Genomic DNA, 23,193 nt, shown 5'->3' with positions numbered 1-23,193 from the left:
GGTCAGACGACGCCGTAGAGGCGGTCCCCGGCGTCGCCGAGGCCCGGCACGATGTACTTCTTGTCGTTGAGCCGTTCGTCGACGGCGGCGACGACGACCTGCACGTCCACGCGGTCGCCGATCGCGTCCTGGACCACCTGCAGGCCCTCCGGCGCGGCGAGCAGGCACACGGCCGTGACGTCGTGGGCGCCGCGCTCGAGCACGTAGTCGATCGCCGCGACAAGGGTGCCGCCGGTGGCCAGCATCGGGTCGAGCAGGAACACCTGGCGGTCGGTGAGGTCGTCGGGCAGCCGGTTGGCGTACGTCACCGCCTCGAACGTCTCCTCGTCCCGCTGCAGGCCGAGGAACCCGACCTCGGCGGTCGGCAGCAGCCGCGTCATGCCGTCCAGCATCCCCAGGCCCGCGCGCAGGATGGGGATGACGATCGGGCTCGGGTCGCTCAGCTTGACCCCCGTGGTCGTGGTGACCGGGGTCCTGATCTCCTTGGGCTCGGTCCGCACGTCCCGGGTCGCCTCGTACGCGAGCAGGGTGACGAGCTCGTCGACCAGCAGCCGGAAGATGGGGGAGGGCGTCGACTCGTCCCGCAGGACGCTGAGCTTGTGGGCGACCAGCGGGTGGTCGGTGACGTGCAGGCGCATGGTCACACCGTACCGGGGCGCACCGGGGCGCACCGGGGCGTACTGCGGCGCGGCCGCCAGTACGCCGAGGGGCCCGACCGGATCACCGGTCGGGCCCCTCGCCGTCAGTGCTCAGGGAGCGGGTCAGCCCTGGTGGAGCCGGCGACGCACGATGAACAGTGCGGCACCCCCGGCGACCAGCAGGAGCGCCACCGCGGCGGCGACGCCGACGGTCGCGCCCGTCAGGGCGAGCTCGTCCTCCTCGGCGGCGACCTCCGGCGCGTCCTCGGGGACGTCGACGACGGTCTGCGCGGCGGCCTCACGGATGTCCGCGGGCGCGTCGGCGCACTCCTCGGAGGCCGGCGGGTACTCGACCACGGTCGAGTAGTCCGGGTTGACCTCGAACCGGACCTGGACGCCGTCGCGGGTCCAGGCGAAGTTGCCGTCCGTCTCGACGTACGAGCCGTCCTCGAGACGCTCCCAGCCCGGCCACTGCAGCGGCTCCTCGGCGGAGGCGCCCGGCCACAGCAGACGACCCTCGAGCGGGAGATCGGTGGTGACGTGGTCGTTCCCGCCGCCCGGGTTGATGAACGTGACGGTCAGCGGGTTCTCGCCCGGGGCCGGGGCCCCCTCCGGCAGGGTCACGCCGTAGACGAGGTAGGGCGTCTCGGCGTCGCACACGGCGCCGATGTCCCCGGGGACGAGCTCGCACATCTCGTCGGTGAAGGTGCTCTCGGAGACGGTGTACAGCGCCGAGGTGGTGTCGACCGCGCTGTACCCGGCCGGCAGCTCGTCGAAGGCGAAGCCCTCGGCGGCGGTGGCGACGATGCCCTCGGAGGTCTTCTCGTAGGTGACCTCGTCCGAGTCCACCGGGACGCGGATGTCGTCGCTCTCGGTGCCGCACAGGTCGACGACGGTGGGCAGCTCCGGCGTCACGACCACGGGCTCGCTCGCGCAGATCTCACCGGTGAAGGTGAAGGTCCACTCGGTCTCGGCGCCGTCGGCGAGCTGGACGCCCTCGGCCGGCGTGGCGGTGACCGTCACCTCGGTGCGGTCGTCGTTCCACTTCTCGGTGTACGTGGCGTGCGCGGTCTCCGGCAGGTCGACCGAGTTGCCGACCTCGCAGTCCTCCACCGACGAGGGCGCCGGCAGGGTGACGGGCTCGGGGGCCTCCGGCGGCTCAGAGGCCTCGGGCGTCTCGGGGAGCTCGGGCTCCTCCGGCTTCTCGGGCTCCTCCGGCGTCTCGGTCGGCTCGTCGCTGCACTCGGGCAGGAAGTTGCTCAGGTCGGTGTGGCGGTCGGCCTTGAGACGCCAGTCGAAGAGCGGGCCGTCGGGGTACGTGATGTGGATGAACTCCGACCACGCGAAGTCCCCCTGCGTCCGGACGACGTCCTGCTGGACGCCCCAGGACTCGCAGGCGTCCGCCGGAAGGTCCTCGATGTTGAAGTGGTCGCCGGGGTACTCCTCCGGCAGGGTCTCCCAGAACTCCTCGCCGTCGCGCGTCGTGATCAGCGTCTGGAAGCCCGAGTTGTGCCAGGCCGCGGGCTCGTTCGCGCGCAGCTTCGGGTACACGTAGAACGCGGTCTCGAGCTTCTCGGGCTCGGGCTCGGGCTCCTGGCAGGCCGTGGTGGTGCCGTCCCGCGTCTCGTCGTACTCGGTGCCGGTGTCGCCGTCCCAGGCGTCGACCTGGACGACCCACTTGTTGTCCCGGGTCGGGTCGAGCGGGACCGACGTGCTGTACCCGTCGCCGAACGGCTCCTCGTGCACCGTCTCGCCGTTGACGGTGACCGTCACCGTGTTGGTCTTGCCGTCACCGCCCTCCTGGTACCACTTGAGGTCGAGCGAGAGGCTCGTGCAGTTCGCGTCGACGTTCGGCGTATGGGCGGAGGCGGGCATCGCGGTCGCGACGAGCCCCCCCAGTGCGAGCGCGGCGGTGGCGGCGCTCGCGAGCATTCTCTTCACGGCTGTGTGATCCCTTCAGCGGGTGGACGCGAGCGCGGACCGAGGCGCTCAGCGGGCAGGAAACGGGGACGCATGCTATTAGAGCATCATGTCTACCCTGGGTGAAAGATCCGACCTGGCTGAAATTGTCCTGGGCAACAGACCGCGCTCGGTAACCTGGCGGTGTGCAGCAGCTCCCGGCCGACCGGCCAGCCCCGGGCGGCGACGACGCCTTCCCGCCGCTCTCCCTCGGTGCCCGCCGCGCCGTCTGGGACGAGCTCATGGGCGTGGCCCTGGCCGAGGCGACCCACGCGACCGCCACGGGCGACGTGCCGGTGGGCGCCGTCGTCGTCGGCCCGGACGGACGGGTGCTCGGCACCGGGCGCAACCGTCGCGAGGAGACGGGCGACCCCACGGCCCACGCCGAGGTGCTGGCGCTGCGGGCGGCGGCGTCGGCGCGTGGCGGGTGGCGGCTGGACGGCTGCACGCTCGTGGTCACGCTGGAGCCGTGCGTGATGTGCGCAGGGGCGCTGGTCGCGGCGCGGGTCGACCGGCTGGTGCTCGGCGCGTGGGACCCGAAGGCCGGCGCCACCGGGTCCGTCTGGGACATGGTGCGCGACCAGCGCGCGCTGCACGCGGTCGAGGTCGTGGCGGACGTGCGCGCCGCGGAGTGCGCCGCCGTGCTGCGCGCGTTCTTCGACTCCCGCCGAGGGTAGGGACAACCCGACCCCGACCCGTGGGTGCACCGCATTCCGCTCGGGTCCCCACCTCCGTAGGGTCGATGGCATGACCACCACGGAGCCGGTAGGCCACCGGGTCGCGCCGGCGCTGACGACCCACCCCGGGTTCTTCCGCGCCCCGTTCGCCGCAGCCACGTACCGCGGTGTCGCGCAGCTCGCCGTCGGCTGGACCTGGGCCCTGACGGCCGGCCTCCTCGTGGTGATCGCCGTCGTCACCGCGGCGGCCATGGTCCCGGTGCTCGGCCTCGGGCTCGTCCTGCTGCCGGCCACGCTCGCCCTCGCCCGGGCGTACGGCGACGTCGAGCGGGCCCGCCTCGCCGCGCAGACCGGCGTCGTCGTCCCTGCCCCCGCCCGACGACGTCCCGCCCAACGGCGCTGGACCGCCCGGCTGTGGGCGGCCTCGACCGATCCTGTCGGCTGGCGGGCCACGGCCTACGCCGCCGTGGTGCTGGTGCTGACCAGCGTCTACCTCGCGTTCGTCGTGGCGCTCGCCGCCGGCGCCGTCGGGGGCGTGGTGCTGGCCGTCCGGTTCCTCCTGGACGGCGGCACCGGCGACGCCTCCACGGCCGGAGCCCTGCTGCTCCTGCTCGGCGCGCTCGCCGTCGTGGCGGCCCCCTGGTTCGCCGCGTTCTGCGCCCAGGCCGGCACGCTGACCACGCTGCGCCTCGCGCGGGCGCTGCTCGGCCCGTCCGCCGCCGCGGAGGCGCGGGCCGCCCAGGCCGTCGCCGAGTCCGAGGCGCGCGTGGCCGAGTCGGCCGCCGCCGCGGCCGCCCGGCGCGCGGACGTCCTCACTGAGACCCGCGCCGCCGCCCTGGAAGCCGCGGACACCGAGCGGCGCCGCATCGAGCGGGACCTGCACGACGGTGCCCAGCAGCGCCTCGTGGCCCTGGGCGTCACGCTGGGCACCGCGCGGCGGGCGGCAGAACGGGACCCGGCCGCCGCCGTCGCCGCGCTGGAGCACGCGCACGGCGAGGTCAAGGAGACGCTCGCCGAGCTGCGCGACCTGGTCCGCGGCATCCACCCGGCCGTGCTCTCCGACCGCGGCCTGGACGCCGCGCTCTCGGCGCTCGCGGCCCGCAGCCCGGTTCTGGTCCGGGTCGAGACGTCCGGCCTCGAGGCGGCGGGGACGACGGCGCAGGCCGCCGCCTACTTCGTCGTCGCGGAGGCGTTGACGAACGTCGCCAAGCACGCCGGCGCGTCACGTGCCCACGTGCGGGCGGACGTCGTCGTCCCGGAGGCCTCCGACGACCCCGCGGTTGCGGGGCCGACCCTGCGCGTCGAGGTGACCGACGACGGCCGCGGCGGTGCCGGGACCGCGCCCGGGGGCGGGCTCGCGGGCCTGCGGGGGCGCGTCGCCGCCCTCGACGGCACCTTCGACCTGACCAGCCCGGCCGACGCCGGCACCCGACTGACCGTGGAGCTCCCGTGCGCATCGTGATCGCCGAGGACTCCGTCCTCCTGCTCGACGGCCTCACCCGGCTGCTGCAGGCCGAGGGGCACGCCGTGACGGGCCACCGCACCGCGGAGGAGATGGTCGCCGCCCTGACGGCCCCGGGCGCCGCCCTGCCCGACCTGCTCGTCACGGACGTGCGCATGCCGCCGTCCCACACCGACGAGGGCCTGCGGGCGGCCGTGCACCTGCGCAGCCTGCACCCGGACCTGCCGGTCCTGGTGCTCTCGCAGTACGTGGAGCAGCGCTACGCCGCCGAGCTGTTCGCGCGCGGCACCCGCGGCCTGGGCTACGTGCTCAAGGACCGGGTGGCCGACGTCGACGAGTTCCTGGACGCCGTCGAGCGCGTGGAGGGCGGCGGCACCGTCCTCGACCCCGACGTCGTCTCCCAGGTGCTCGCCCGCTCGCGCCACGACCTGGCCGACCTCACGCCCCGCGAGCGCGAGGTGCTCGCGCTCATGGCCGAGGGCCGGTCCAACGCCGCGATCGCCGACCGGCTCGTGGTCGGACCGGCCGCCGTCGAGAAGCACGTGACCAACATCCTCAGCAAGCTCGGCCTGCCGCCCGACGCCGACGCGCACCGGCGCGTCCTCGTGGTCCTGCGCTGGCTCGACCTGAACGGAGACCTGCGATGACCACCTCGACCCCCGACCTCGCACCGGCCGAGCCCGCACCGGGGGGCTCACCGCCCGCCCCGCGGGGCGGCCCGCGGGGGCGCGTGCTGCTCACCGTCGGGCTGGCACTGGGCGGCCTGCTGGTCGCCTGGGCCGCGCTGCACCTCGTCGACTGGGGGCTGTCCTCGACGACCACCACCCGCGAGGACTACGACGCCACGGCCGCCCTGGACCTGGTGGCCGGCGGCGACGTCGAGGTCCGCGCCGACGACGCGATCACCGGGATCGAGGTGGAGGTCGTCGCCCACGGTGGCCTCGTCTCCCCGCGGTACGCGGTCGAGCAGGTGGGCGACCGGCTGGTGCTGACCAACGAGTGCCCGGCGTGGGCCTGGTTCTCCTGGGTGTGCTCCGGCGAGCTGCACGCCGTCGTGCCGCCCGCGACGGCGGTGCAGGCCCGCACCGGCAACGGGGACGTCTGGGCGTCCGGGCTCGACGCCGACACCGAGCTGCGCTCGGCCAACGGCGAGGTGGTCGCCGGTGCCATCGGGGGAGACCTCGAGGCCCGCTCGGCGAACGGGGACCTGTCGCTCCACGAGATCGGCGGTGACGTCGACGCCCGATCCGCGAACGGCGAGGTCGAGGTCGAGCGGGTCGAGGGCCGCGTCTCGGCGGTCTCGAGCAACGGGGACGTCGAGGTCTTCGACGTCGGGGAGGGGGTCCTGGCCCGGACGAGCAACGGGTCCGTGGACGTGTCCGCGGTCGGCGGGGACGTCGTGGCCCGCTCGAGCAACGGCTCGGTCACGGTGATCGGTGACGGGGAGCCCGTGGCGCTGACGATCGGCACGTCGAACGGCAGCGAGACCGTCGAGGGGGACACGGACCCGTCCGCCACCCGCACGGTCGAGGTCCGCAGCTCCAACGGTGACGTGGCCTACCTCGGTCCGTGAGCCCGCACCGCCCGGCTCAGAGGGCCGCCGGGTGGAGGTCGTAGACCTCCCGTAGCGCGTGCCGGGCGGCGTGCCAGCCGCCCATCCCGTGCACGCCGGGCCCCGGGGGCACCGACGCCGAGCACAGGTAGACGCCGACGCCCTGCCGGTAGGGGTTCGGGTGGGCGGTCGGCCGGGCGATCATCCGCCACAGGGTGACGCGCCCGCCGGCGATGTCGCCGTCGGTCAGGTTGGCGTTGTGCTCGGCCAGCCGGGCGGCCGGGGTGCACCGGGAGGCGACGACGACGTCCCGCACGCCGGGCGCGAAGCGTTCGAGCTGGTCGAGCACGTCGTCCGTCACGTCGCGGGTCGAGCCGGCGGGCACGTGCGCGTACGTCCACAGCGGGCGCAGGCCCCCGGCCGCCCGGGAGGGGTCGACGACGGTCGGGTCGCTGACGAGGCACATCGGCTGCTCGGCGTGGTCGCCGGCCGCGACGGCCGCCTCGGCCCGGGCCATCTCGGCGCGGGTGCCGCCCACGTGCACGGTGCCCGCCCGGCCGACCTCCGGCTCGGTCCACGGCACCGGGCCGGACAGGACCAGGTCGACCTTCGCGGCGGCGTCGCCGCGCCCCAGCCGTGCCAGCCCCTGCCGCCGGGACGGTGGCAGGTCCTCGCCGATCACGTCGAGCAGGGTGTCGGGCGAGGTGTCGAACAGGTAGGTCGCGGCGTGCGGCAGGTCGGCGCGCGACCGCACCGGGTGGTCGGTGACCACGGTGCCGCCACGGAGCTCGAGCTCCGCCTGCAGGGCTGCGGTGATCGCGCCCGACCCGCCCCGCGGGACGGCCCAGCCGTGACCCACGTGGGCGAGCGTGCCGAGCAGCAGCGCCGTCCCGGCGGCGCCCATCGACGGCAGCGGTGCGATGGCGTGCGCCGCGACCCCGGTCAGGAGCGCGGCCGCCTCCTCGGTGCGGAACCGCCGCCCCCACATCTCGGTGCCCTGCTCGGCCACCGCCAGGCCGAAGCGTGCCGCCGCCACCGCGCCGCCGCCGGCGGAGAGTCCGTGGGGCCAGGAGCGCTTGTCGCTCATCGCGAGCGCGACCACGGCCTGCCAGTGCTCCGTGAGCGGGCCGAGCAGCGAGCGCCACGCGGCGCCGTCGGTCCCGAGGTGCTCGACGGTGCGCCCGAGGTCGCGGTACGCGAGGCCGGCCCGCCCCCCGGGCAGCGGCTGGGCGTAGGAGATCTCGGGGGTCAGCAGCTCGACACCGTGGGCCGGCAGGTCGAACGCGCGCAGGACGGGCGAGGCCCACGCCATGGGGTGGACGGCGGAGCAGACGTCGTGCACGATCCCGTCGGCCAGGCCGAGGTCGAGCGTGCGCGAACCTCCGCCGACGGTGGGCTGTGCCTCCAGGACCGTGACGTCCAGGCCTGCGCGTGCGAGCGTGACGGCGGCCGTGAGCCCGTTCGGGCCCGACCCCACCACCACGGCGTCCAGCATCTCTGCAGCCTACGGCGGGCCCTCGAGCGCCGCGCGGACAGCGCCCGTCACCTCGGGCGCCAGCGTCCGGGCGAAGGTGGCGGTGAGGTGACCGTGGTCGAAGTACGCGGTGATGCCGCCGACCACCGGGTGGCAGATCTCGTCGCACATGAGGTGGTCCACGCTGGTCACGGAGACCAGGCCGGTGGTGTCGGCGCGTGCTGCCGCCGCGAGCGGGTCGGGCTCGAGCGCCTGCGCGGGCGGGGCGCCGCACGCGTCCGGGTCGCCGGCGTGCTGGGCGAGGCAGTCGGGGACGTTCTCAGGCATCGCCGGGGTGTCGCGCAGCACCAGCACGGGGATGCCGGCGTCCGTGAACGTCGCCAGCGTCTCGCGGTAGGCGTCCTCCGCCGCGGCGTCCTGCTGCTCCCGGGGCACGCCCGCCAGGTGCTGGTCGGTGCGGTCGGACATGATCGCCAGGTCGTAGCCGCCCGCCACGATGCTGCCGACGGCCCACCGGTTCGTGGCCTGGCACGCCTCCGAGACGCCCTCGCCGGGGAACTCGATCGGCGCGTCCACGGTGTAGCAGACGGACTGCAGGTACGTGTCGAGCTGCCAGCCGTCGGTGGCGATCGCGTCCTCCAGCGCCGGCACCCAGTGCCCGGCGTGCGAGTTGCCCACCAGGGCGAGACGCGCCGTCGGGCCCTCGGTGCCCTCGGTGTCGTCTGTCGTCCCGGGGCCGTAGGTGCAGGTGTTCCGCGTGGTGAACGGGGCGTTGTTCCAGCAACCGTCGGCGTACACGACGGGCTTGTCCTGCGCGGCCGCCGTCGGCCCGAGCAGCAGGCCGGGGTCCGCGCAGTCGTCGTCACGCACCACCTCCGCACCGACGCACGGTGCAGCCTGCGCGACGGCGGTGCGCGCCTCGGCCAGGGCGTCCCGCTCCGCGGCGCTCGCGGTCACCCAGACGCCGACGGCGGCGCCCCCGACGACCACGACGCATGCCCCGAGCAGGGCGAACGTCGCCCCGAGGCGGCGGGTGAGGGCCGGATGGAACCGCAGGCGGTCCTCGACGTGCCGCTGGGAGAACCAGGCCAGCAGCAGGGTCCCGACGAGGATCGCGAGGAGGTCGACGGTGCCGAGGTCGCGCCCGAGGGCGAACGGGACGACGACGATCAGCGGCCAGTGCCACAGGTACACCGAGTAGGACGTGTCGCCCAGCCACTGCACGGGCCGCCACCGCAGGGCACCGCCGGGCCCGCCGCGCAGGCGGTCGGCGTCCGCGAGGATGACCAGCAGCGCACCGACGGTGGGCAGCAGCGCGGTGTACCCGGGGAACGGGGTGGCGGCGTCGAAGGTCAGCACGGCGACGGCGATCATGGCCAGCCCGGCCCACGCGGCGGTCACGCGCAGCACGCCGGCCGAGCGCGGCGTGCCCGGCTCGGCACCCACCTGGGCCGGGACCGGCGCCCGGACGGCCCGCCGCGCCAGCACGGCCGCCAGCAGGCCGCCGAGGGCCAGCTCCCAGAACCGCGTGGTGGACACGAAGTACGCGGCGGCGGGCTCCGCCCACGTCATCCACACCGACCAGCCGAGCGAGGCGACCAGGACCGCACCGGTCAGCGCGACCGCCAGTGCCGCCGTCGTGCGCTCCGGGTCGCGGCGCCGGCGCCGGGCGCGCAGGCCGGCCCACGCGACCGCGGCGAGCAGCAGCGGCCACACCAGGTAGAACTGCTCCTCGATGGACAGCGACCAGTAGTGCTGCACGGGCGAGTGGAGCTGGTCGGCGGCCAGGTAGTCCGTCTCGGCGCTCGCCAGGGCCCAGTTCTCGACGTAGAGCGCGGAGGCGAGGACCTCTCGCCCGACCTGCACCAGCGTGGTGGTGGGCAGCCAGACCGCCGACGCGACCAGGGTGACCAGCAGCACCAGGCTGGCGGCCGGGATGAGCCGGCGCACCCGGCGGGCCCAGAAGCCGAGCAGGTCACGACCGCTGCGGATCGGGCGGCGCAGCAGGTGGCTCGTGATGAGGAACCCGGAGACCACGAAGAACACGTCCACGCCGACGTAGCCACCGGTGACGGACGCGGGCCACAGGTGGAAGCCGAGGACGGCGGCGACGGCGAGGGCGCGCAGGCCCTGGATGTCGGTCCGCGGGGAGGACGGTGCTGGCACGCGTCAGAGCATCTCACCCAGGGCGACGAGGGTTTCGCTCACGCCGGCGTCCACCTTGACCGTGGCGAGGGGGTCGCCGCGGGTCTCGCCCCGGTTGACGATGACGACCGGCTGCCCCGCCTTGGCGGCCCGGCGCACGAACCGCAGCCCGCTCATGACGGTCAGGCTCGTGCCCGCGACGAGCAGGGCGTCGGCGGACTCGACCAGCGCGTAGGCCTCGTCCACCCGGGCGCGGGGCACGTTCTCGCCGAAGTAGACGATCTCCGGCTTGAGCACCCCGCCGCAGAACTCGCAGTCCGCCGGGCGGAAGTGCGAGGTCTTGGCGATGACCGCGTCCGCGTCCGGGGCGACCTCGATGTCCGCGACGGTGGTGCCGCCGTCGAGCACGGACTCGACGAAGCCCGGGTTGAGCGCGTCGAGACGCTCGGCCAGGTGGGCGCGGGAGATGGTGCGCCCGCACTGCAGGCAGATCACGCTGTCGTAGCGTCCGTGCAGGTCGATGACGGTGCGCGAGCCGGCGTCCTCGTGGAGCAGGTCGACGTTCTGGGTGATGACGCCGCGCACGATGCCGCGCTCCTCCAGCTCGGCGAGCACGCGGTGCCCGGCGTTGGGGTGCGTGCGGCGCACGTGCTGCCAGCCCACGTGGTTGCGGGCCCAGTAGTGCCGGCGGAACGCGTCGTCGCCCACGAACTGCTGGAACGTCATCGGGTTGCGCGGCGGGGAGTCGGGGCTGCGGTAGTCGGGGATGCCGGAGTCGGTGGAGATCCCGGCGCCGGTCAGGGCGGTGAGCGTGCGGCCCTCGAGAAGGCGGGCGGCGTCGTCCACCGTGCCGTGGTGGATCACCGCGTCCGGCGGCAGCTCCCAGCGGCGTTCCTGGTACGTGGGGGCGAGCGGACGGGCGGCGGGTTGCACTGTTCGAGCGTACGACGGACGCGGGGCGGACGGCGGGCGGACGGCTGCCCCGGAAAGTTCACCTGCGGTTGGTGTACATGCGGGGCGCGGGCTGGGATCGTCTGGACGTGCATCGAGCGTCCCGTGTGGTCACCGTCGTCCTCGCCGCCCTCTCGCTCCTCCTCGTCGGTCTGGTGCCGGCCGAGGCGGCCGCGCCCCGGGGGACCGGCACGTTCACGGACAGGGAGGTCGACCTCCAGGTCACCGTGTCGATGGCCGACGTCGTCGTGGGACCGTCGCCGAGGGTGGCCCGGATGTGGTTCACGTTCGACCACCCACGCGAGCGTCTGTCGCTCGACGGCGACGGCACGAGCGTGGTGTCCGCCCAGGGACCTGGCTCCAGCTCGCTCGGGGCCGTCTACCTCGTCAAGACGTCGGAGCGGCGCGCCTACGCCGACTTCGTGATGTCCGCCGAGGACCGGCCCGGGACCTACGTCGCCATCGTGGAGCTGCGGACGACGGTGGACGGCCAGCCCTACCAGATCGTTCGCGAGAACGCCGTGTCGTTCCAGGTGCGACGAGCCACCCAGGCGTCGGCGACGGCGAAGCGGTCGGGCGGGAAGGCCGTCGTCACCGGGCAGGTGACGCGCTGGCAGGACGTCGAGTACCGGACGGCGCTCGCTCGACGACCCGTCGCGGAGGCCACGGTGCGGCTGTCGTTCGACCCGCAGGGCAAGGCCGGGGCTCGGTACGTGACGACCGTCCGCACCGACAGCGACGGCCGGTTCCGCAAGGTCCTCCGGGACCGCGGCAAGGGGCGGTGGAGCGCCTCCTACCGAGGGAGCGCGAAGCAGGCGCCGTCGTGGGCACGGCCGACGGGGGCGAAGGAACCGGCCGTCGACCACCGGTTCACGCGCAGCCGGACGACGGACGGCACCAAGGTGACGATGAAGGTCCGCACGCGGGACGTGGTCGTCAAGGGGTCGTCGACGAAGACCCGTGTCGATGTCGAGTGGTCCGCCTCCGGACCCGGTCGGCTGGATCACCGGACGACGGACGTCTGTGTGGAGAGCCGGCTCGGCAGCTACGAGGGGAGCTGCTCGGAGGTGCGCAAGGACGGTGCGAACAAGGTGTACGCACACCTGTACCTCGGGCCGGACGAACCTGCCGGGATCTACGACGTCGAGGTGTGGGCGGACCCGGAGGTCCGGACGTCGTCGGGGACGTCGCTCACCTACTTCCCGACCTCGTGGACCGGGAGCTTCCGGGTCAGCAAGGCGACGCGGACGAACGTGCGGGTGAGCGACGCGTCGGTCCGCAAGGGTGAGCGGGTCGCCGTGTCCGGCACGCTGCGCAAGCCGTCGCAGCTGGACCGGTGGAACCTGGGCGGCTGGCGCGGTGCCGCGGGGGAGAAGGTGAAGTTCTACTTCGACCCGAAGGGCTCGCGCGGCCCGGTGTTCAAGGGGACCGACACCGTGGGTGCGGACGGGCGGTTCCGGCGGTCCTTCGTGGTGAGGGCGTCGGGTACCTGGATCGTGAAGTACCCCGGGTCGCCGGTGGCGCACCTGCGGCCGTCGAAGGCCAAGGTGGCGGTCACGGCGCGCTGAAGCGCGCCTCGCGGCCGGTGGCCCCTTGACCGCGAGCCGGGAATGCGATTACCGTACGGGAAACCGGTTTCTCGCACGCTCGACGCCGAGCGATGCGCATCTCGACGAGGAGAGCCATGACACCGACAGCCACCAGGTTCCGTGCGTCGTGGGCGGTGGTCGCCGCAGCGGCCCTCACCGTCAGCTCCGCGGTCGCGGCGGTCGCCGCCGGCCCGGAGACGGCCTTCCGCGCGGACGACCTCGCCGCCGGCGAGTACACGAGCGACGTCGTCGCCGGCGACTTCACCGTCAAGGCCGCAGAGGGCAAGGACGTCGACGTCGACGGCAGCAGCCGCACCTCCGACCGCGGCGACGAGTTCACCCAGCGGCTCAAGCTCAACGGCTCCGGCACGGCCGAGCACCGGTCGCTGCAGTTCACCGCCGACGCCCCCACCGAGGTGGTCGTCCACGCGCGCTCCGGCAGCGGGAGCAGCGACCGTGCGCTCGCGCTCTTCGACGAGTCCTGGACCGTCGTCGACTCCGTGCCCGCCCTCGCCGACGACTCCGGCGTCCCCGTCGCGACCGAGGTCCTCGAGGTCCCCGCGGCCGGCACCTACTGGCTGTCCTCGCCCTCCTCGGGCGTCAACGTCTACGCCGCCCAGCTCGGTGCCGACGACGACGTGGCGCGCGCCCCGTGGGCGGACGTCGCGGCCCCCGTGGTCGACGGCGTCACCGTCGACCCGGAGGACCCGGCCCTGCTCGACGTCACCTACAGCGGCCTGGTCGGCACCGACGGCGCCGACATCGCCCACGCCCTGCTGTTCGACGGCGCCGGCGAGCTCGTCGACCGCGACTTCACCGCCGCCGAAGGGCCGTCCGGCACGATCTCGCTGACCCCGCCGGCCTCCGGCACGTACGAGGTCGAGGTGCGGCTGACCCGCTCCGGCGAGGCGGAGGCGCTCGTCTCGGAGCGGGTGCCCACCGGCGCGTTCTCGCTGCCCCTGGTGGGCCCCGAGGTCACCGGCGCGCTCACCACCGCCGTCTCCGGCGGGCAGGGCACCGTGTCCGTCGAGTGGGGCGCCACCCCGGAGGCCGAGACCTACGCCGTGCAGACCAGCACCGACGGCACCACCTTCACCACCGCCGTCGACGGCGTGACCGGCACGGGCGCGGAGGTCACCGGCCTGACGGTGGGCCAGACGTACCAGGTGCGCGTCGTCGCGCAGCGCGGCACCGACGAGGCCGCCGGGGCACCCTTCGAGGTGACCGTGGCCGACGCGGTCGAGCGCTGGCAGATCGCGGACGTCGGCTCCAACGCGGGATCCGGCGGCTCCGTGACGGACAACGGCGACGGGACGATCACCTTCGACGCCCGGGACAGCTCCACCAAGCTGGCCACCTCCGAGGACGGTTTCCAGTACTACTTCACGAAGATCGACCCGGCGACGGAGAACTTCACGCTGACCGCCACGTTCCGCGTGGACGACTCGGCGGCCAAGGACAACCAGTCCGGGTTCGGCGTCGTGGCGATCGACGACCTGGTGGCCGAGTCCTCGCCCCACCGGTACTTCAACTCGGCGGGCGCGCTGCTCACCCGGTTCGGCGACGGCACCGAGGACGTGGTGAACGGCATGCCGGGCGCCCGGTTCGTGCACGGCTACACCGGCGCCACGGACGACAACACGGCCGGCTCCCGCGACCAGAGCGACTCGGTGGTCTTCGACCCGGGCTACCGGCCGGAGATCACGGGCCCGAAGTTCGGCGACGGCGACGTCTACGAGCTGACGCTGCGCAGGTCGAACACCGGGTTCCACGCCGTCTGGAACGGCGCCGGGGAGAACGGCGAGGACATCGAGGTCATCCAGTACGACCCGGAGATGCTGCTCCAGCAGGACCCCGACGCCTTCTACGTGGGCATGGCCGCCGCCCGCAAGATCCAGGTGACGGTCACCGACTGGGAGTTCACGACGATCCACCCGGACGACGACGAGCCCGCGCAGGAGCGTCCGATCGAGTACGTGCCGGCCGACCTCCAGGTCGACGTCACGTCCACGACGCCGCTGCGGGAGATCGAGGTGCCGCTGGTGTCCACGATGCACGGCGAGGGGCAGATCCTCGACGCCGACGGCGACGTCGTCGTCGACGGCGTGGACCTCGCGCCGGGCGAGCGGGAGCTCGTCACCGTGGGCCTCGAGCCGGGGGAGAACTCCTTCACCGCGCGGCTGCTGCCCGACGCCGAGCAGCCGCAGCTCGGGGAGTACGAGCGGATCGAGTCCACCGACCCGGTCGACGTCCCGCTGACGTTCACGGTGCGCTCCTACGGTGAGCCGGGCGAGTCGATCCGGGTGGCGCCCGACGGCTCGCCGGACGGTGCGGGCACGCAGGCCGACCCGCTCGACCTCCACACCGCCGTCGGCTTCGCCCAGCCGGGGCAGCAGATCGTGCTGGCGGACGGCACCTACACGCCGCAGCGGGCGGTCGTGGCCGAGCGCGGCCGCGACGGCACCGAGGACGCGCCGATCACGATCATGTCGGAGCCGGGCACCCGCGCGGTGCTCGACCTGTCGGCGTCGCCGGACGGCGGCCTCGTGATCCGCGGCGACTGGTGGCACGTGTACGGCCTCGAGATCACGGGGTCCGCGGACAAGCAGAAGCCGATGCTCGTCGAGGGGCACCACAACGTGGTCGAGCGCGTCGAGTCGCACCACAACCGGGACACCGGCATCCAGATCTCGGGCCGGTCTACGGAGCCGCCGTCGATGTGGCCGTCGCACAACCTGGTGGTGTCCTCGGTGTCGCACAACAACGCCGACGACGGCGGCAACGACGCGGACGGGTTCGCGGCGAAGCTCACCGTCGGCGAGGGCAACGTGTTCCGCTATAACATCGCCCACCACAACATCGACGACGGCTGGGACCTGTTCGCCAAGTCCACGACCGGTCCGATCGGCACCGTGGTGGTCGAGGACTCGGTCGCGTACGACAACGGCTGGCTCGAGGCCGACCCGGCACGGACCGGCGAGGGCAACGGGTTCAAGCTCGGCGGCGAGTCCATGCCGGGTGACCACCTGCTGCGCAACGCGGTCAGCTTCGGCAACCTCGCCACGGGCGTGACGTCCAACTCGGGCCCGGACATCCGGCTCGACGGCGTCACCTCCGTCGACAACGAGCGGGGCGTCCGGCTGGAGACCAACGCGAGCTCGACGGCGTACGAGGCCACCGGGGTGCTGTCGTGGCGGTCCGCGGCGGCGGACGTGCTGGCGCTGGCCCAGGACGACACGTCGCTGCTGACCGACCCGTCGAACTACTTCGACGGCACGACGGCGGACACCTCCGACGGGCGCCCGGCCGAGGTGGGCGAGGACTGGTTCGTCACGACCGACTCCTCCGCGGTGCGGCCCGAGATCGCCGCCGACGGCTCGATCGAGATGCACGGGCTGTACGAGCTGACGGACGTGGCGCCGTCGGACACCGGGGCGCGCCTCGTGGCGAACCCGGAACCCACCGAGATCGAGCTGTTCCCGGAGGTCCAGGCGCCGCTGGAGAACACGGTGGCGCCCTCGATCACCGGTGACGCGGTCAAGGGTGCGCGCCTGGTCGCCGACCCGGGCGAGTGGTCCGTCCCGGCGGAGTACTCCTACCGGTGGCTGCGGGACGGCGAGCCGATCGGACGGAAGGGCGCCGAGGAGACCTACCGCGTCAAGCGGGCGGACGTGGGCCACGAGCTGACCGTCGAGGTCACCGCGGTGGCCGCGGGCGCCGACCCGGTCGTGGCGGTCTCGGAACCGGTGACGGTCGAGGGCAAGGGTCACAGCGGAGGGAACGACGGCGGCCATGGCGGCTGGCTCGGCGACATCGCCGACCGCCTGCTCGACTGGCTCTGGCGCCTGCTCGGGATCGGCTGAGCCACCCGGGGTGCGGAGCGGCCGACGCCGGCCGCTCCGCACCCGTTGCGTCAGGCGTCGGCGCCCGACGGCGGCTGGGCCCCGCCGGGCAGCTCGCCGTCGGGCAGCTCGCCGTCGGCGGGCGGCCGGCCCTCTCCGGCCGGCGGGCCGCCGCCCATGCCACCCATGGCGCTGGCCGGGGACTCCTCGGCGGTCGCGGTGCCCACCTCCTCGCCGTCCACGGCGACGGTGTAGCTCTCGCCCGCGGTGATGCCGTCCGCGGTGAGGCTCAGCGAGGGCAGCGCGGCGGTGGTGGTGTCGACGGACGCCACCTGCGTGCCGTCGTCGGCCAGCACCGTGATCGTGGAACCGGCGTCGGCCGCGGCGTCGAGCGGCAGCCAGCCGCCGGTGCTGGTCACCGTGCCGTTGGCGTCCACCGCGCTCTCGCCACCGCCGGCGGCCGACGTGGCGACGGCGATGGTGCCGCCGGAGACGTCGATGACCCCGTTGGAGTCGAGCCCGTCGCCGCCGCCGGACGCAGTCAGCACGCCGCCGGTGACGGTCAGCGACGCCCCGGCCTGGACGGCCTCGCCGCCTCCGCCGCCCGGACCGGCCTGCTCGGCCGACTCCTCCGTGGCCGACCCGTCGGCGTCGGCGTCCGCGGTGGACTCCTCGGAGTCGGACCCGGCCTCCTTGACGGTCGCGTTGACGGCGTCGTCGGTGGCGGTGACGTCCACCGTGCCGCCCGAGATCGCGATCACCGCCGCCTCGATGCCCTCCTCGGAGCCGGTGACGGTCAGGCTGCCGCCGGAGACCGCGACGTCGGTGAAGCCCTGGACCCCGTCCGATCCCGCGGCCACGGTCACGTCGCCGCCGAGCAGCGCGACGTACCCGGCGGTGGCGTCGGAGTCGTCGTCGGACCGGAGCCCGTCGCCACCCGCGGTCAGGTCGAGCGTGCCGCCGGCGACCACCAGGTAGTCCTTGCCGCGGACGGCGTCGTCGGCGGCGTCCACGGTGAGGTCGCCCGCGGTGATCACGAGCCCGTCCTTGCCGGTGATGCCGTCGTTCGCGTGGCCCACCACCTCCAGCGCACCGGAGCCCGAGATCGCCAGGTCCGCGGTGGAGTAGAGCGTGGCGTTCGCCGCGTTCTCGCTGGTGGTGTCGGCGTACTCGGTCGCGTCCTCCAGCCGGTTCGCCGAGCCGTCCGCGAGAACCACGGAGACCTGGTCGGCGTCCTGCACGTCGATCGCGGCGCCGGTGGCCGAGGTGATGTCGGCGCCGTCGAGCACGAGCCGCACCACGCCGTCGGCCTCGGCGGAGACGACGACCTGCCCGGCGAGCGTCCCCGAGAGGCGGTAGGTGCCGGGCGAGGTGAGGGTGACGGTCTCGCCGTCCACCTCCACGCCGTCGGTCGCTGCGGGCGCGTCCAGGTCGACGGCGACCTCGTCATCCGTCTCCCACGCCGTGTCGGCGAGCGCGACGGTCTGCGAGGCGTCGAGGTTCTCGGCGAGCACCTCGGCCGCGGTGAGCCCGGAGCTGGAGGTGGTGACCACCTGGTCGGCGGCGCCGCTCGGGGACACGGAGCCGTCGGAGGCGGCCGCCGCCTCGCCGGTCGGGGTGCTGCAGGCGCCGAGCGCGCCGAGGGCGAGCGCGCCGGAGGCGACGAGGGCGAGGAAGCGGGTACGGGCCGTGCGGGCCCAGCGAGGCAGGGAGCTGCGGTTCATGAGGGGTTCCTTCCGGGTGGTCAGGCGGCGAGGCGGTCGCGGCGGAGCCGGCGCCAGGGATGGTCGGGAAGCTCCGGGCGGAGCAGCGTCAGCCCGGTCGCGTACTTGGAGATGCGGTCGGGGCGGTGCCCGGCCCGCCACAGCAGACGGTCCGCCGACGACGGCGCGGTCCCCGCCTTGGTCTCGACCACGACGAGGTCGCCGACGTCGGCCACGGGGTGCGTGCCGCCGTCGGGCCGCGGAGCGAGGCTCCACGTGAGCGCGGTGTCGAGGGTGAGGCGCGCGTCCGGCAGCAGGAGGGTGGTGCGGCGGTAGCGCGAGGTGAGCACGGGGACCAGGTCGGCCGACGACGGCGGTGCGGCGAGCCGGGCGGCGGCGAGTCGGTCGTCGACGAACGCGGCGTCGTCGTCGCGCAGCGTCAGCGTCACGGGGTCTGCAGGTCTGCGCTCCTTGACGGTGACCCCGCGGGCGGCGCGCGTCTTGACCTCCAGGAACGTGCCGCCGGTGTCGACGTACGTGCGGGTGCGGACCTTGAACCGCCGCCGGCGCCGCCGCGCGGCCTGGTGGAACGTCGTCAGGTCGGGGGTGTCCAGGTAGGTGGAGGCGTAGGCGAACGTGCGGCGGCCGTCGATCTCCAGCACGCGCGGCCGGTCGGCGCGCACGCCGTCCAGGAGCGCGGTGACCTCGGCAGGGCCGAGCACGTACTTGCGGTCCACGCGCGTCTGGAGGGCGGCGACGTCGTCGAGCTCGTCGAGGCCGACCGCGGGCCAGCTCGCCACGTGCTGCTCCACGCGGGGCCCGTTCACCGGCCCGCTCACCGGGCCGCTCACCGGGCCGCCACCGGTTCGGCGACGGTGCCGGGCCGGGGGCCGACGGCGGTGCGGCCGGCCGGGGCGTCGCCGTCGGACCGGGTCCTGCGGGAGCGGCGGGGGAGCTCGTACCGGACGTCGACCAGGGTGGTGTCGTCGGCGAGGTCGAGACGCTGGACGGTGGCGGTGTGGACCGTGCCGCCGAGGAGCTGCTCGAGGGTGGCGGTGAGCGCGTCGTGCTCGGTCACGGCCCGGTCCAGCACGACCGTCTGGCTGTGGTGGCGGGACAGCAGCCGCGGGTGGTCCGCGACCGCCATGACCACCAGCACGAGCGCCGACCCGGCGATGCTCAGCCAGCCGACCGCCTCGCCGAGCCCGCCCAGGAGCCCGAGCGCCAGCGCCGCGAAGTAGTAGGCGACCTCGCGCTGGGAGAGCTCGTCGGAGCGGAGCCGGATGATCGACAGCACGCCGAACAGTCCCAGGCCCAGGCCGGCGGCGACGGAGCTCGAGGCGAGGACCGCCGACACCGCGAGCACCCCCACGTTGACGCCCAGGTAGGCGACGACGAGGTCACGGCGGCGGTGGCGGGGGAAGTAGATCGCGAAGGTCAGGATCGCGACGGCGACGAGGTCGATGCCGTAGAGGAGGGCGGGTGTCATCAGGGCTCCCGGGTCGAGGACCGGTGCGGTCCGTGGGTGTGGCGGACACCCAGTGGACACCGCGATCTCCGGCCGGACCTGGGACGGGCCTGGCGTCTTGCTGGGGCGGCTGGGAGCCGGCTGGAGGCCGGGCTAGCACGCCGTCGACGACGAGACGTTCTGCTGCAGCCACTGCGCACGGGTCAGCACCGGTGCCGACCTCACCGACAGCGTCGGTGCGTGACGCCGGGCGCTCGTGCCACGAACGGCCTTGCGAGGCGTCAGTGCAGGGCCGGCGTCGGCGCCTCGAGCACGGCGAGCACTCGGGAGGCCTCGAACGGCCGGTCGGGCGCCGACACGACCTCGCGCACCAGCCGCTGCGACAAGGCGCGCAGCGGCACGTTCGTGGTGTTGGAGTGGTGGCGCAGGACGCTGAAGGCTTCGTCGTCGTCCACCTCGAGAGCGAGCGTGACGAGCAGCTTGGCCTGCTCGATGTCTCGACGGCTGCGGGCCGCTGCTCGGATCGAGGAGTCGGCCCGTTCGGCGGCCAACCGGTCGACGCTCCCCGTCAGATCGAGCACGTAGCCGGCGAGCTTGGTCATCGCCCCGTGGGCGTCGTGCCGGGCCTCGCCGACGACCGAGACCACGCGGGGCGCACCGTGCGCGTCGACGATGCGGTGCACGGTGGAGAAGGGCTCACCGGTGCGCTGGGCGTCGTCGAACAGGCCGACCACGCGGTGCCGGTCGTCCGGGTGCTTGTGGGCCAGGACCAGTGCGGTGGTCGGCCTGACCTCGCCGGGTTCGAAGCCGTGGATGCGATACGTGTCGTCCGACCACCACCACTCCTCGGTGGCGAGCTCGACGGCGTAACGGCCGGCGGGCGTGCGATCGCCCATCGCGATGCTGTTCTCGAGTGCTTTCGTCGGTGGTCCTGCTTTCATCGATTCCTCCTGTGTAGCGGCCGGCGCCGCCGGGTCGTGCAACAGATCGCCCCCTCGGAGTTCTGGACGTTACCGAGAGCCGTGGTGCGGAGCGTCTTGAGCGGCCCCCTTTCACGAAGCCCTCACGCGACCCTGGCGAGCGCTGCGGTTCACGGGCCTCTAGCGCCCGCGACCGCGCGCCGCTAATGTGCAGGGGACCGAACAAACCCGGTTCCGGGTCGCACCCCGAGGAAGCAGCGAGGCTCCCGATGAAACAGCGCACGTCCGTCCTGACCACTTTGACCACCGCCGCCGCCGTCACCGCGCTCACCGCCGGAGCGCTCGCCGCGCCCGCCGCCGCGGCGAAGTCGACCCCCACGCCCGACGCCGGATCCACCCATGACGCCGACGGCGTCAACGGCTACACCACGCTCGGCTACTTCCCGGGCTGGGCGCCCGGCAGCGCCCACGACTACGAGGTCGCCGACCTCGTGCGGACCGGTGCCGCCGCCGACCTCACCCACCTCACGTACGCGTTCGGCAACGTCACCAGCGACCTCGTCTGCGACATCAGCGACGGCGTCGTGCCCGACGACGGCGTCGACCCCGGCCAGCCCGAGGGCGACCCGGAGAACGACTACCTGCGCCTCGTCGGCGCGGAGGACGCCGTCGACGGCGTGGCCGACGTCGAGGGGCAGGCGCTCGCCGGGAACTTCAACCAGCTCCGCAAGCTCAAGGAGCTGTACCCCGACCTCAAGATCATGGTCTCGCTGGGCGGGTGGACCTGGTCCGACAACTTCTCCGAGGCGGCTTCGACCGCTGCCGGCCGCGAGCGGCTGGTCGAGTCCTGCCTGGACATCTACCTCGACGGCAACCTGCCCGTCTACGGCGACCAGGGCGGCGAGGGCGTGGCCGCCGGGATCTTCGACGGGTTCGACGTCGACTGGGAGTGGCCGGCCGCCACCGGCGAGCACCCGTCGCCGAACCCCGAGGTGGACCAGGAGAACTTCCTGGCCCTCATGGAGCTGTTCCGCGCCGAGCTCGACGAGCGCTCCGCCGTCGACGGCGAGGACTACCTGCTGACCGGGTTCGCGCCGGCCGGCTGGGCCCCGCGCACCAACGGAGGCTGGGTGGACCCCCGGCTCGCCGCCGTCGTCGACTTCCTCAACATCCAGGGCTACGACTACCACGGCACCTGGGTGGCGGACCGGACCGGGCACCAGGGCAACCTGCACCCGTACTCCTGGCCGGACGCGCCGGACCAGGACGCGAACTGGGGGCTCGCGGCCGACGGGCTGCTCGGCGCCTACCGGGCCGCCGGGTACCGCGACGAGCAGATCGTGCTCGGCCTCGCCGCCTACGGGCAGGGCTGGGAGGGCGTGGAGGACCCGACGCCGGGCGCACCGGCGAGCGGGGCGATCGGCGTGAAGAACTACTCCGAGCTGCGCACCGTCGGTGAGGAGTACTACGACGACGAGGCCGTGGCCGCCTACCGGTGGGACGGCGACCAGTGGTGGAGCCTCGACACGCCGCGTTCCGTGACGGCCAAGGCCGAGTGGCTCGCCGAGAACGGGTTCGGTGGCGCGTACTTCTGGGACATCGCCGGGGACTACCGCAACGAGCTCGGCGGCGCACTGGCCGACACCTTCCGGGCTGCGGCACCGGGACCGCTCGTGGCCGGTGACGGGGCCGCGCCCTGGTACGCCTCCGGGGTGTACACCGCCGGCGACGTGGTGTCGCACAACGGCGTCGAGTACGAGGCGAAGTGGTGGACGCGGAACCAGGAGCCGGGCGCCGATGCCAAGCGCGACCCGTGGCGTGAGGTCGGGGTGCACGGAGACAACCCCGTGGCGGCCGAGGAGTGCCGCGAGGCGTTCGACGCCTCCGCGACCTACACGTCCGGCGACGTCGTCTCACGGGCCGGCGTGAACCACACGGCGATGTGGTGGACCCGCGGCGAGGTGCCGGGCACGTCCGTCACCGGGGCGTGGGACGCGGGCGTGCCCTGCGCCTGAGCGCAGCACCCTCCGCCGAGGTAGGGCCCCGCTCGCCGAGGTAGGGGCGCTTGCGCCGAGGTAGTGCGACGGGCGCCGAGGTAGTAGCCCCGCGAGGGTTCGCTTCGGCGCCCGTCGTCGTGCCCGACGGCGGCACGTGGCGTCAGCGGCGGGCTCGGTCCAGCTGGACGTCGTCGAGGTTCCAGTCCTGTGGACCAGTGCGTGTACTGGCCCCGGAACTCGCCGCTGGGGCTCGAGTCTCGGTGCCTCGCACGATGCGGCGCGCGCGTGCCTCATCGCCTGCTGCGTGGTGATCGAGGTCGCAGCGCCGCGGATTTCGTGGATGCCGCCTGGTTCGGTATCCTCGGTGGGCCGGTTGGTCCGGCGAGGTAGCGTGTCCGAGCGGCCGAAGGTGCAGCACTCGAAATGCTGTGTGGTGTCAAAGCCACCGTGGGTTCAAATCCCACCGCTACCGCCATGTGATGTCTCAGGACATCGGCAAGGCCCGGACCCACGAATGTGGGTTCGGGCCTTTGTCTTGTGTCGGTGGTGGTGGTGCCGCGTGGCTGGTAGTCGCGGGTGAGTTCGATGGTGAGCTCGCGCAGGATCTCGCCGGTGGCGGCGTTGATGATGCGCACGTCGTGGTCGTGGACGAGCAGCAGGACGTGGGTTCCTGCGTGGGGTCGTCCGATGCCGATGTGTCGGAGCTTGCCAGCGATGCGCAGGGTGACGCATCCGGTCTTGTCGATCTTGTCGCGGCGGAGCCGGTCGTGGCTGTCGGTTCGGTTGGTGGGGTCGGGGGCGGCTTTCGGTGTGGCG

The 23,193-nt window shown here is 73.9% G+C and carries 16 protein-coding genes and 1 tRNA gene; 8 read left to right on the top strand and 9 right to left on the bottom strand.

What is annotated here, in order from left to right:
- Nucleotides 1–2 precede the first annotated feature (2 nt).
- Together upp and BCL65_RS16630 are read right to left on the bottom strand one after the other, a co-directional pair.
- Nucleotides 3–638 carry a uracil phosphoribosyltransferase gene (gene upp / locus BCL65_RS16635; protein ID WP_106269639.1) on the bottom strand — a complete coding sequence of 212 codons (636 nt, stop codon included), beginning with the start codon at nucleotides 636–638 and terminating at the stop codon, nucleotides 3–5.
- A gap of 123 nt (nucleotides 639–761) precedes the next feature.
- On the bottom strand, nucleotides 762–2,579 hold the full coding sequence (locus BCL65_RS16630; protein WP_125206572.1) for a hypothetical protein: 1,818 nt from the start codon (nucleotides 2,577–2,579) through the stop codon (nucleotides 762–764).
- A gap of 260 nt (nucleotides 2,580–2,839) precedes the next feature.
- Here BCL65_RS16630 and BCL65_RS16625 point away from each other — a divergent pair, with 260 nt between their 5' ends.
- The 4 genes from BCL65_RS16625 to BCL65_RS16610 all read left to right on the top strand — a co-directional run bounded on the left by BCL65_RS16625 (nucleotide 2,840) and on the right by BCL65_RS16610 (nucleotide 6,309).
- On the top strand, nucleotides 2,840–3,274 hold the full coding sequence (locus BCL65_RS16625; protein WP_106269683.1) for a nucleoside deaminase: 435 nt from the start codon (nucleotides 2,840–2,842) through the stop codon (nucleotides 3,272–3,274).
- 70 nt (nucleotides 3,275–3,344) lie between these two features.
- Nucleotides 3,345–4,736 (top strand): sensor histidine kinase, encoded by a 1,392-nt coding sequence (locus BCL65_RS16620; RefSeq protein ID WP_106269637.1) that lies wholly within the window; start codon nucleotides 3,345–3,347, stop codon nucleotides 4,734–4,736.
- Nucleotides 4,724–5,383, top strand: coding sequence for a response regulator transcription factor (locus tag BCL65_RS16615; RefSeq protein ID WP_106269636.1), 660 nt, complete (start codon nucleotides 4,724–4,726; stop codon nucleotides 5,381–5,383). Before BCL65_RS16620 ends, BCL65_RS16615 begins: the two co-directional genes overlap by 13 nt.
- A complete protein-coding gene (locus BCL65_RS16610; protein ID WP_106269635.1) occupies nucleotides 5,380–6,309 on the top strand; it encodes a DUF4097 family beta strand repeat-containing protein in 930 nt (309 codons plus the stop codon). Before BCL65_RS16615 ends, BCL65_RS16610 begins: the two co-directional genes overlap by 4 nt.
- Before the next feature lie 16 nt (nucleotides 6,310–6,325).
- Here BCL65_RS16610 and BCL65_RS16605 read toward each other — a convergent pair whose 3' ends face one another.
- Genes BCL65_RS16605 through BCL65_RS16595 form a run of 3 tightly spaced genes read right to left on the bottom strand, consistent with a single transcriptional unit; the run spans nucleotide 6,326 to nucleotide 10,840 of the window.
- Nucleotides 6,326–7,783 carry a phytoene desaturase family protein gene (locus tag BCL65_RS16605; RefSeq protein WP_106269634.1) on the bottom strand — a complete coding sequence of 486 codons (1,458 nt, stop codon included), beginning with the start codon at nucleotides 7,781–7,783 and terminating at the stop codon, nucleotides 6,326–6,328.
- Nucleotides 7,784–7,792: 9 nt separating this feature from the next.
- A complete protein-coding gene (locus BCL65_RS16600; RefSeq protein ID WP_106269633.1) occupies nucleotides 7,793–9,928 on the bottom strand; it encodes an acyltransferase family protein in 2,136 nt (711 codons plus the stop codon).
- Between the two features lie 3 nt (nucleotides 9,929–9,931).
- The gene (locus BCL65_RS16595; protein WP_106269632.1) at nucleotides 9,932–10,840 is read right to left on the bottom strand and encodes a Sir2 family NAD-dependent protein deacetylase; all 909 of its coding nucleotides are present in this window, start codon (nucleotides 10,838–10,840) and stop codon (nucleotides 9,932–9,934) included.
- Nucleotides 10,841–10,947: 107 nt separating this feature from the next.
- Between BCL65_RS16595 and BCL65_RS16590 the strand changes: the two genes are divergently transcribed.
- The gene (locus BCL65_RS16590; protein WP_125206571.1) at nucleotides 10,948–12,426 is read left to right on the top strand and encodes a hypothetical protein; all 1,479 of its coding nucleotides are present in this window, start codon (nucleotides 10,948–10,950) and stop codon (nucleotides 12,424–12,426) included.
- Between the two features lie 116 nt (nucleotides 12,427–12,542).
- The gene (locus tag BCL65_RS16585; protein ID WP_106269630.1) at nucleotides 12,543–16,310 is read left to right on the top strand and encodes a right-handed parallel beta-helix repeat-containing protein; all 3,768 of its coding nucleotides are present in this window, start codon (nucleotides 12,543–12,545) and stop codon (nucleotides 16,308–16,310) included.
- A gap of 50 nt (nucleotides 16,311–16,360) precedes the next feature.
- On the opposite strand, the gene BCL65_RS16580 is transcribed toward BCL65_RS16585, so the two are convergent.
- From BCL65_RS16580 to BCL65_RS16565, 4 genes are all read right to left on the bottom strand, one after another.
- On the bottom strand, nucleotides 16,361–18,013 hold the full coding sequence (locus tag BCL65_RS16580) for a carbohydrate-binding domain-containing protein (RefSeq protein ID WP_106269629.1): 1,653 nt from the start codon (nucleotides 18,011–18,013) through the stop codon (nucleotides 16,361–16,363).
- A 20-nt stretch (nucleotides 18,014–18,033) separates the two neighbouring features.
- Complete coding sequence (locus BCL65_RS16575) at nucleotides 18,034–18,804, bottom strand: polyphosphate polymerase domain-containing protein (RefSeq protein WP_165800057.1); 771 nt, start codon at nucleotides 18,802–18,804, stop codon at nucleotides 18,034–18,036.
- A 35-nt stretch (nucleotides 18,805–18,839) separates the two neighbouring features.
- Nucleotides 18,840–19,481 (bottom strand): DUF4956 domain-containing protein, encoded by a 642-nt coding sequence (locus BCL65_RS16570; protein ID WP_106269628.1) that lies wholly within the window; start codon nucleotides 19,479–19,481, stop codon nucleotides 18,840–18,842.
- A 260-nt stretch (nucleotides 19,482–19,741) separates the two neighbouring features.
- Nucleotides 19,742–20,401 carry a PAS and ANTAR domain-containing protein gene (locus tag BCL65_RS16565; protein WP_243401133.1) on the bottom strand — a complete coding sequence of 220 codons (660 nt, stop codon included), beginning with the start codon at nucleotides 20,399–20,401 and terminating at the stop codon, nucleotides 19,742–19,744.
- A gap of 248 nt (nucleotides 20,402–20,649) precedes the next feature.
- On the opposite strand from BCL65_RS16565, the gene BCL65_RS18380 reads away from it, so the two are divergent.
- Entirely contained in the window at nucleotides 20,650–22,395 is a 1,746-nt protein-coding gene (locus BCL65_RS18380) for a glycosyl hydrolase family 18 protein (RefSeq protein ID WP_106269626.1), read from the top strand.
- 367 nt (nucleotides 22,396–22,762) lie between these two features.
- A tRNA-Ser gene (locus BCL65_RS16555) sits at nucleotides 22,763–22,852 on the top strand.
- Nucleotides 22,853–23,193 lie beyond the last annotated feature (341 nt).

The sequence above is a fragment of the Isoptericola halotolerans genome (assembly GCF_003003075.1).
Lineage (GTDB): Bacteria > Actinomycetota > Actinomycetes > Actinomycetales > Cellulomonadaceae > Isoptericola > Isoptericola halotolerans_A.
The sequence above is the reverse complement of the archived record's forward strand: the minus strand, read 5'-3'. Positions and strand labels throughout refer to the sequence as shown.

Coding starts and splice junctions, on each gene's coding strand:
- upp (WP_106269639.1), bottom strand. CDS start 638: ATGCGCCTGCACGTCACCGACCACCCGCTGGTCGCCCACAAGCTCAGC.
- BCL65_RS16570 (WP_106269628.1), bottom strand. CDS start 19,481: ATGACACCCGCCCTCCTCTACGGCATCGACCTCGTCGCCGTCGCGATC.
- BCL65_RS16620 (WP_106269637.1), top strand. CDS start 3,345: ATGACCACCACGGAGCCGGTAGGCCACCGGGTCGCGCCGGCGCTGACG.
- BCL65_RS16625 (WP_106269683.1), top strand. CDS start 2,840: ATGGGCGTGGCCCTGGCCGAGGCGACCCACGCGACCGCCACGGGCGAC.
- BCL65_RS16565 (WP_243401133.1), bottom strand. CDS start 20,401: ATGAAAGCAGGACCACCGACGAAAGCACTCGAGAACAGCATCGCGATG.
- BCL65_RS16585 (WP_106269630.1), top strand. CDS start 12,543: ATGACACCGACAGCCACCAGGTTCCGTGCGTCGTGGGCGGTGGTCGCC.
- BCL65_RS16610 (WP_106269635.1), top strand. CDS start 5,380: ATGACCACCTCGACCCCCGACCTCGCACCGGCCGAGCCCGCACCGGGG.
- BCL65_RS18380 (WP_106269626.1), top strand. CDS start 20,650: ATGAAACAGCGCACGTCCGTCCTGACCACTTTGACCACCGCCGCCGCC.
- BCL65_RS16580 (WP_106269629.1), bottom strand. CDS start 18,013: ATGAACCGCAGCTCCCTGCCTCGCTGGGCCCGCACGGCCCGTACCCGC.
- BCL65_RS16605 (WP_106269634.1), bottom strand. CDS start 7,783: ATGCTGGACGCCGTGGTGGTGGGGTCGGGCCCGAACGGGCTCACGGCC.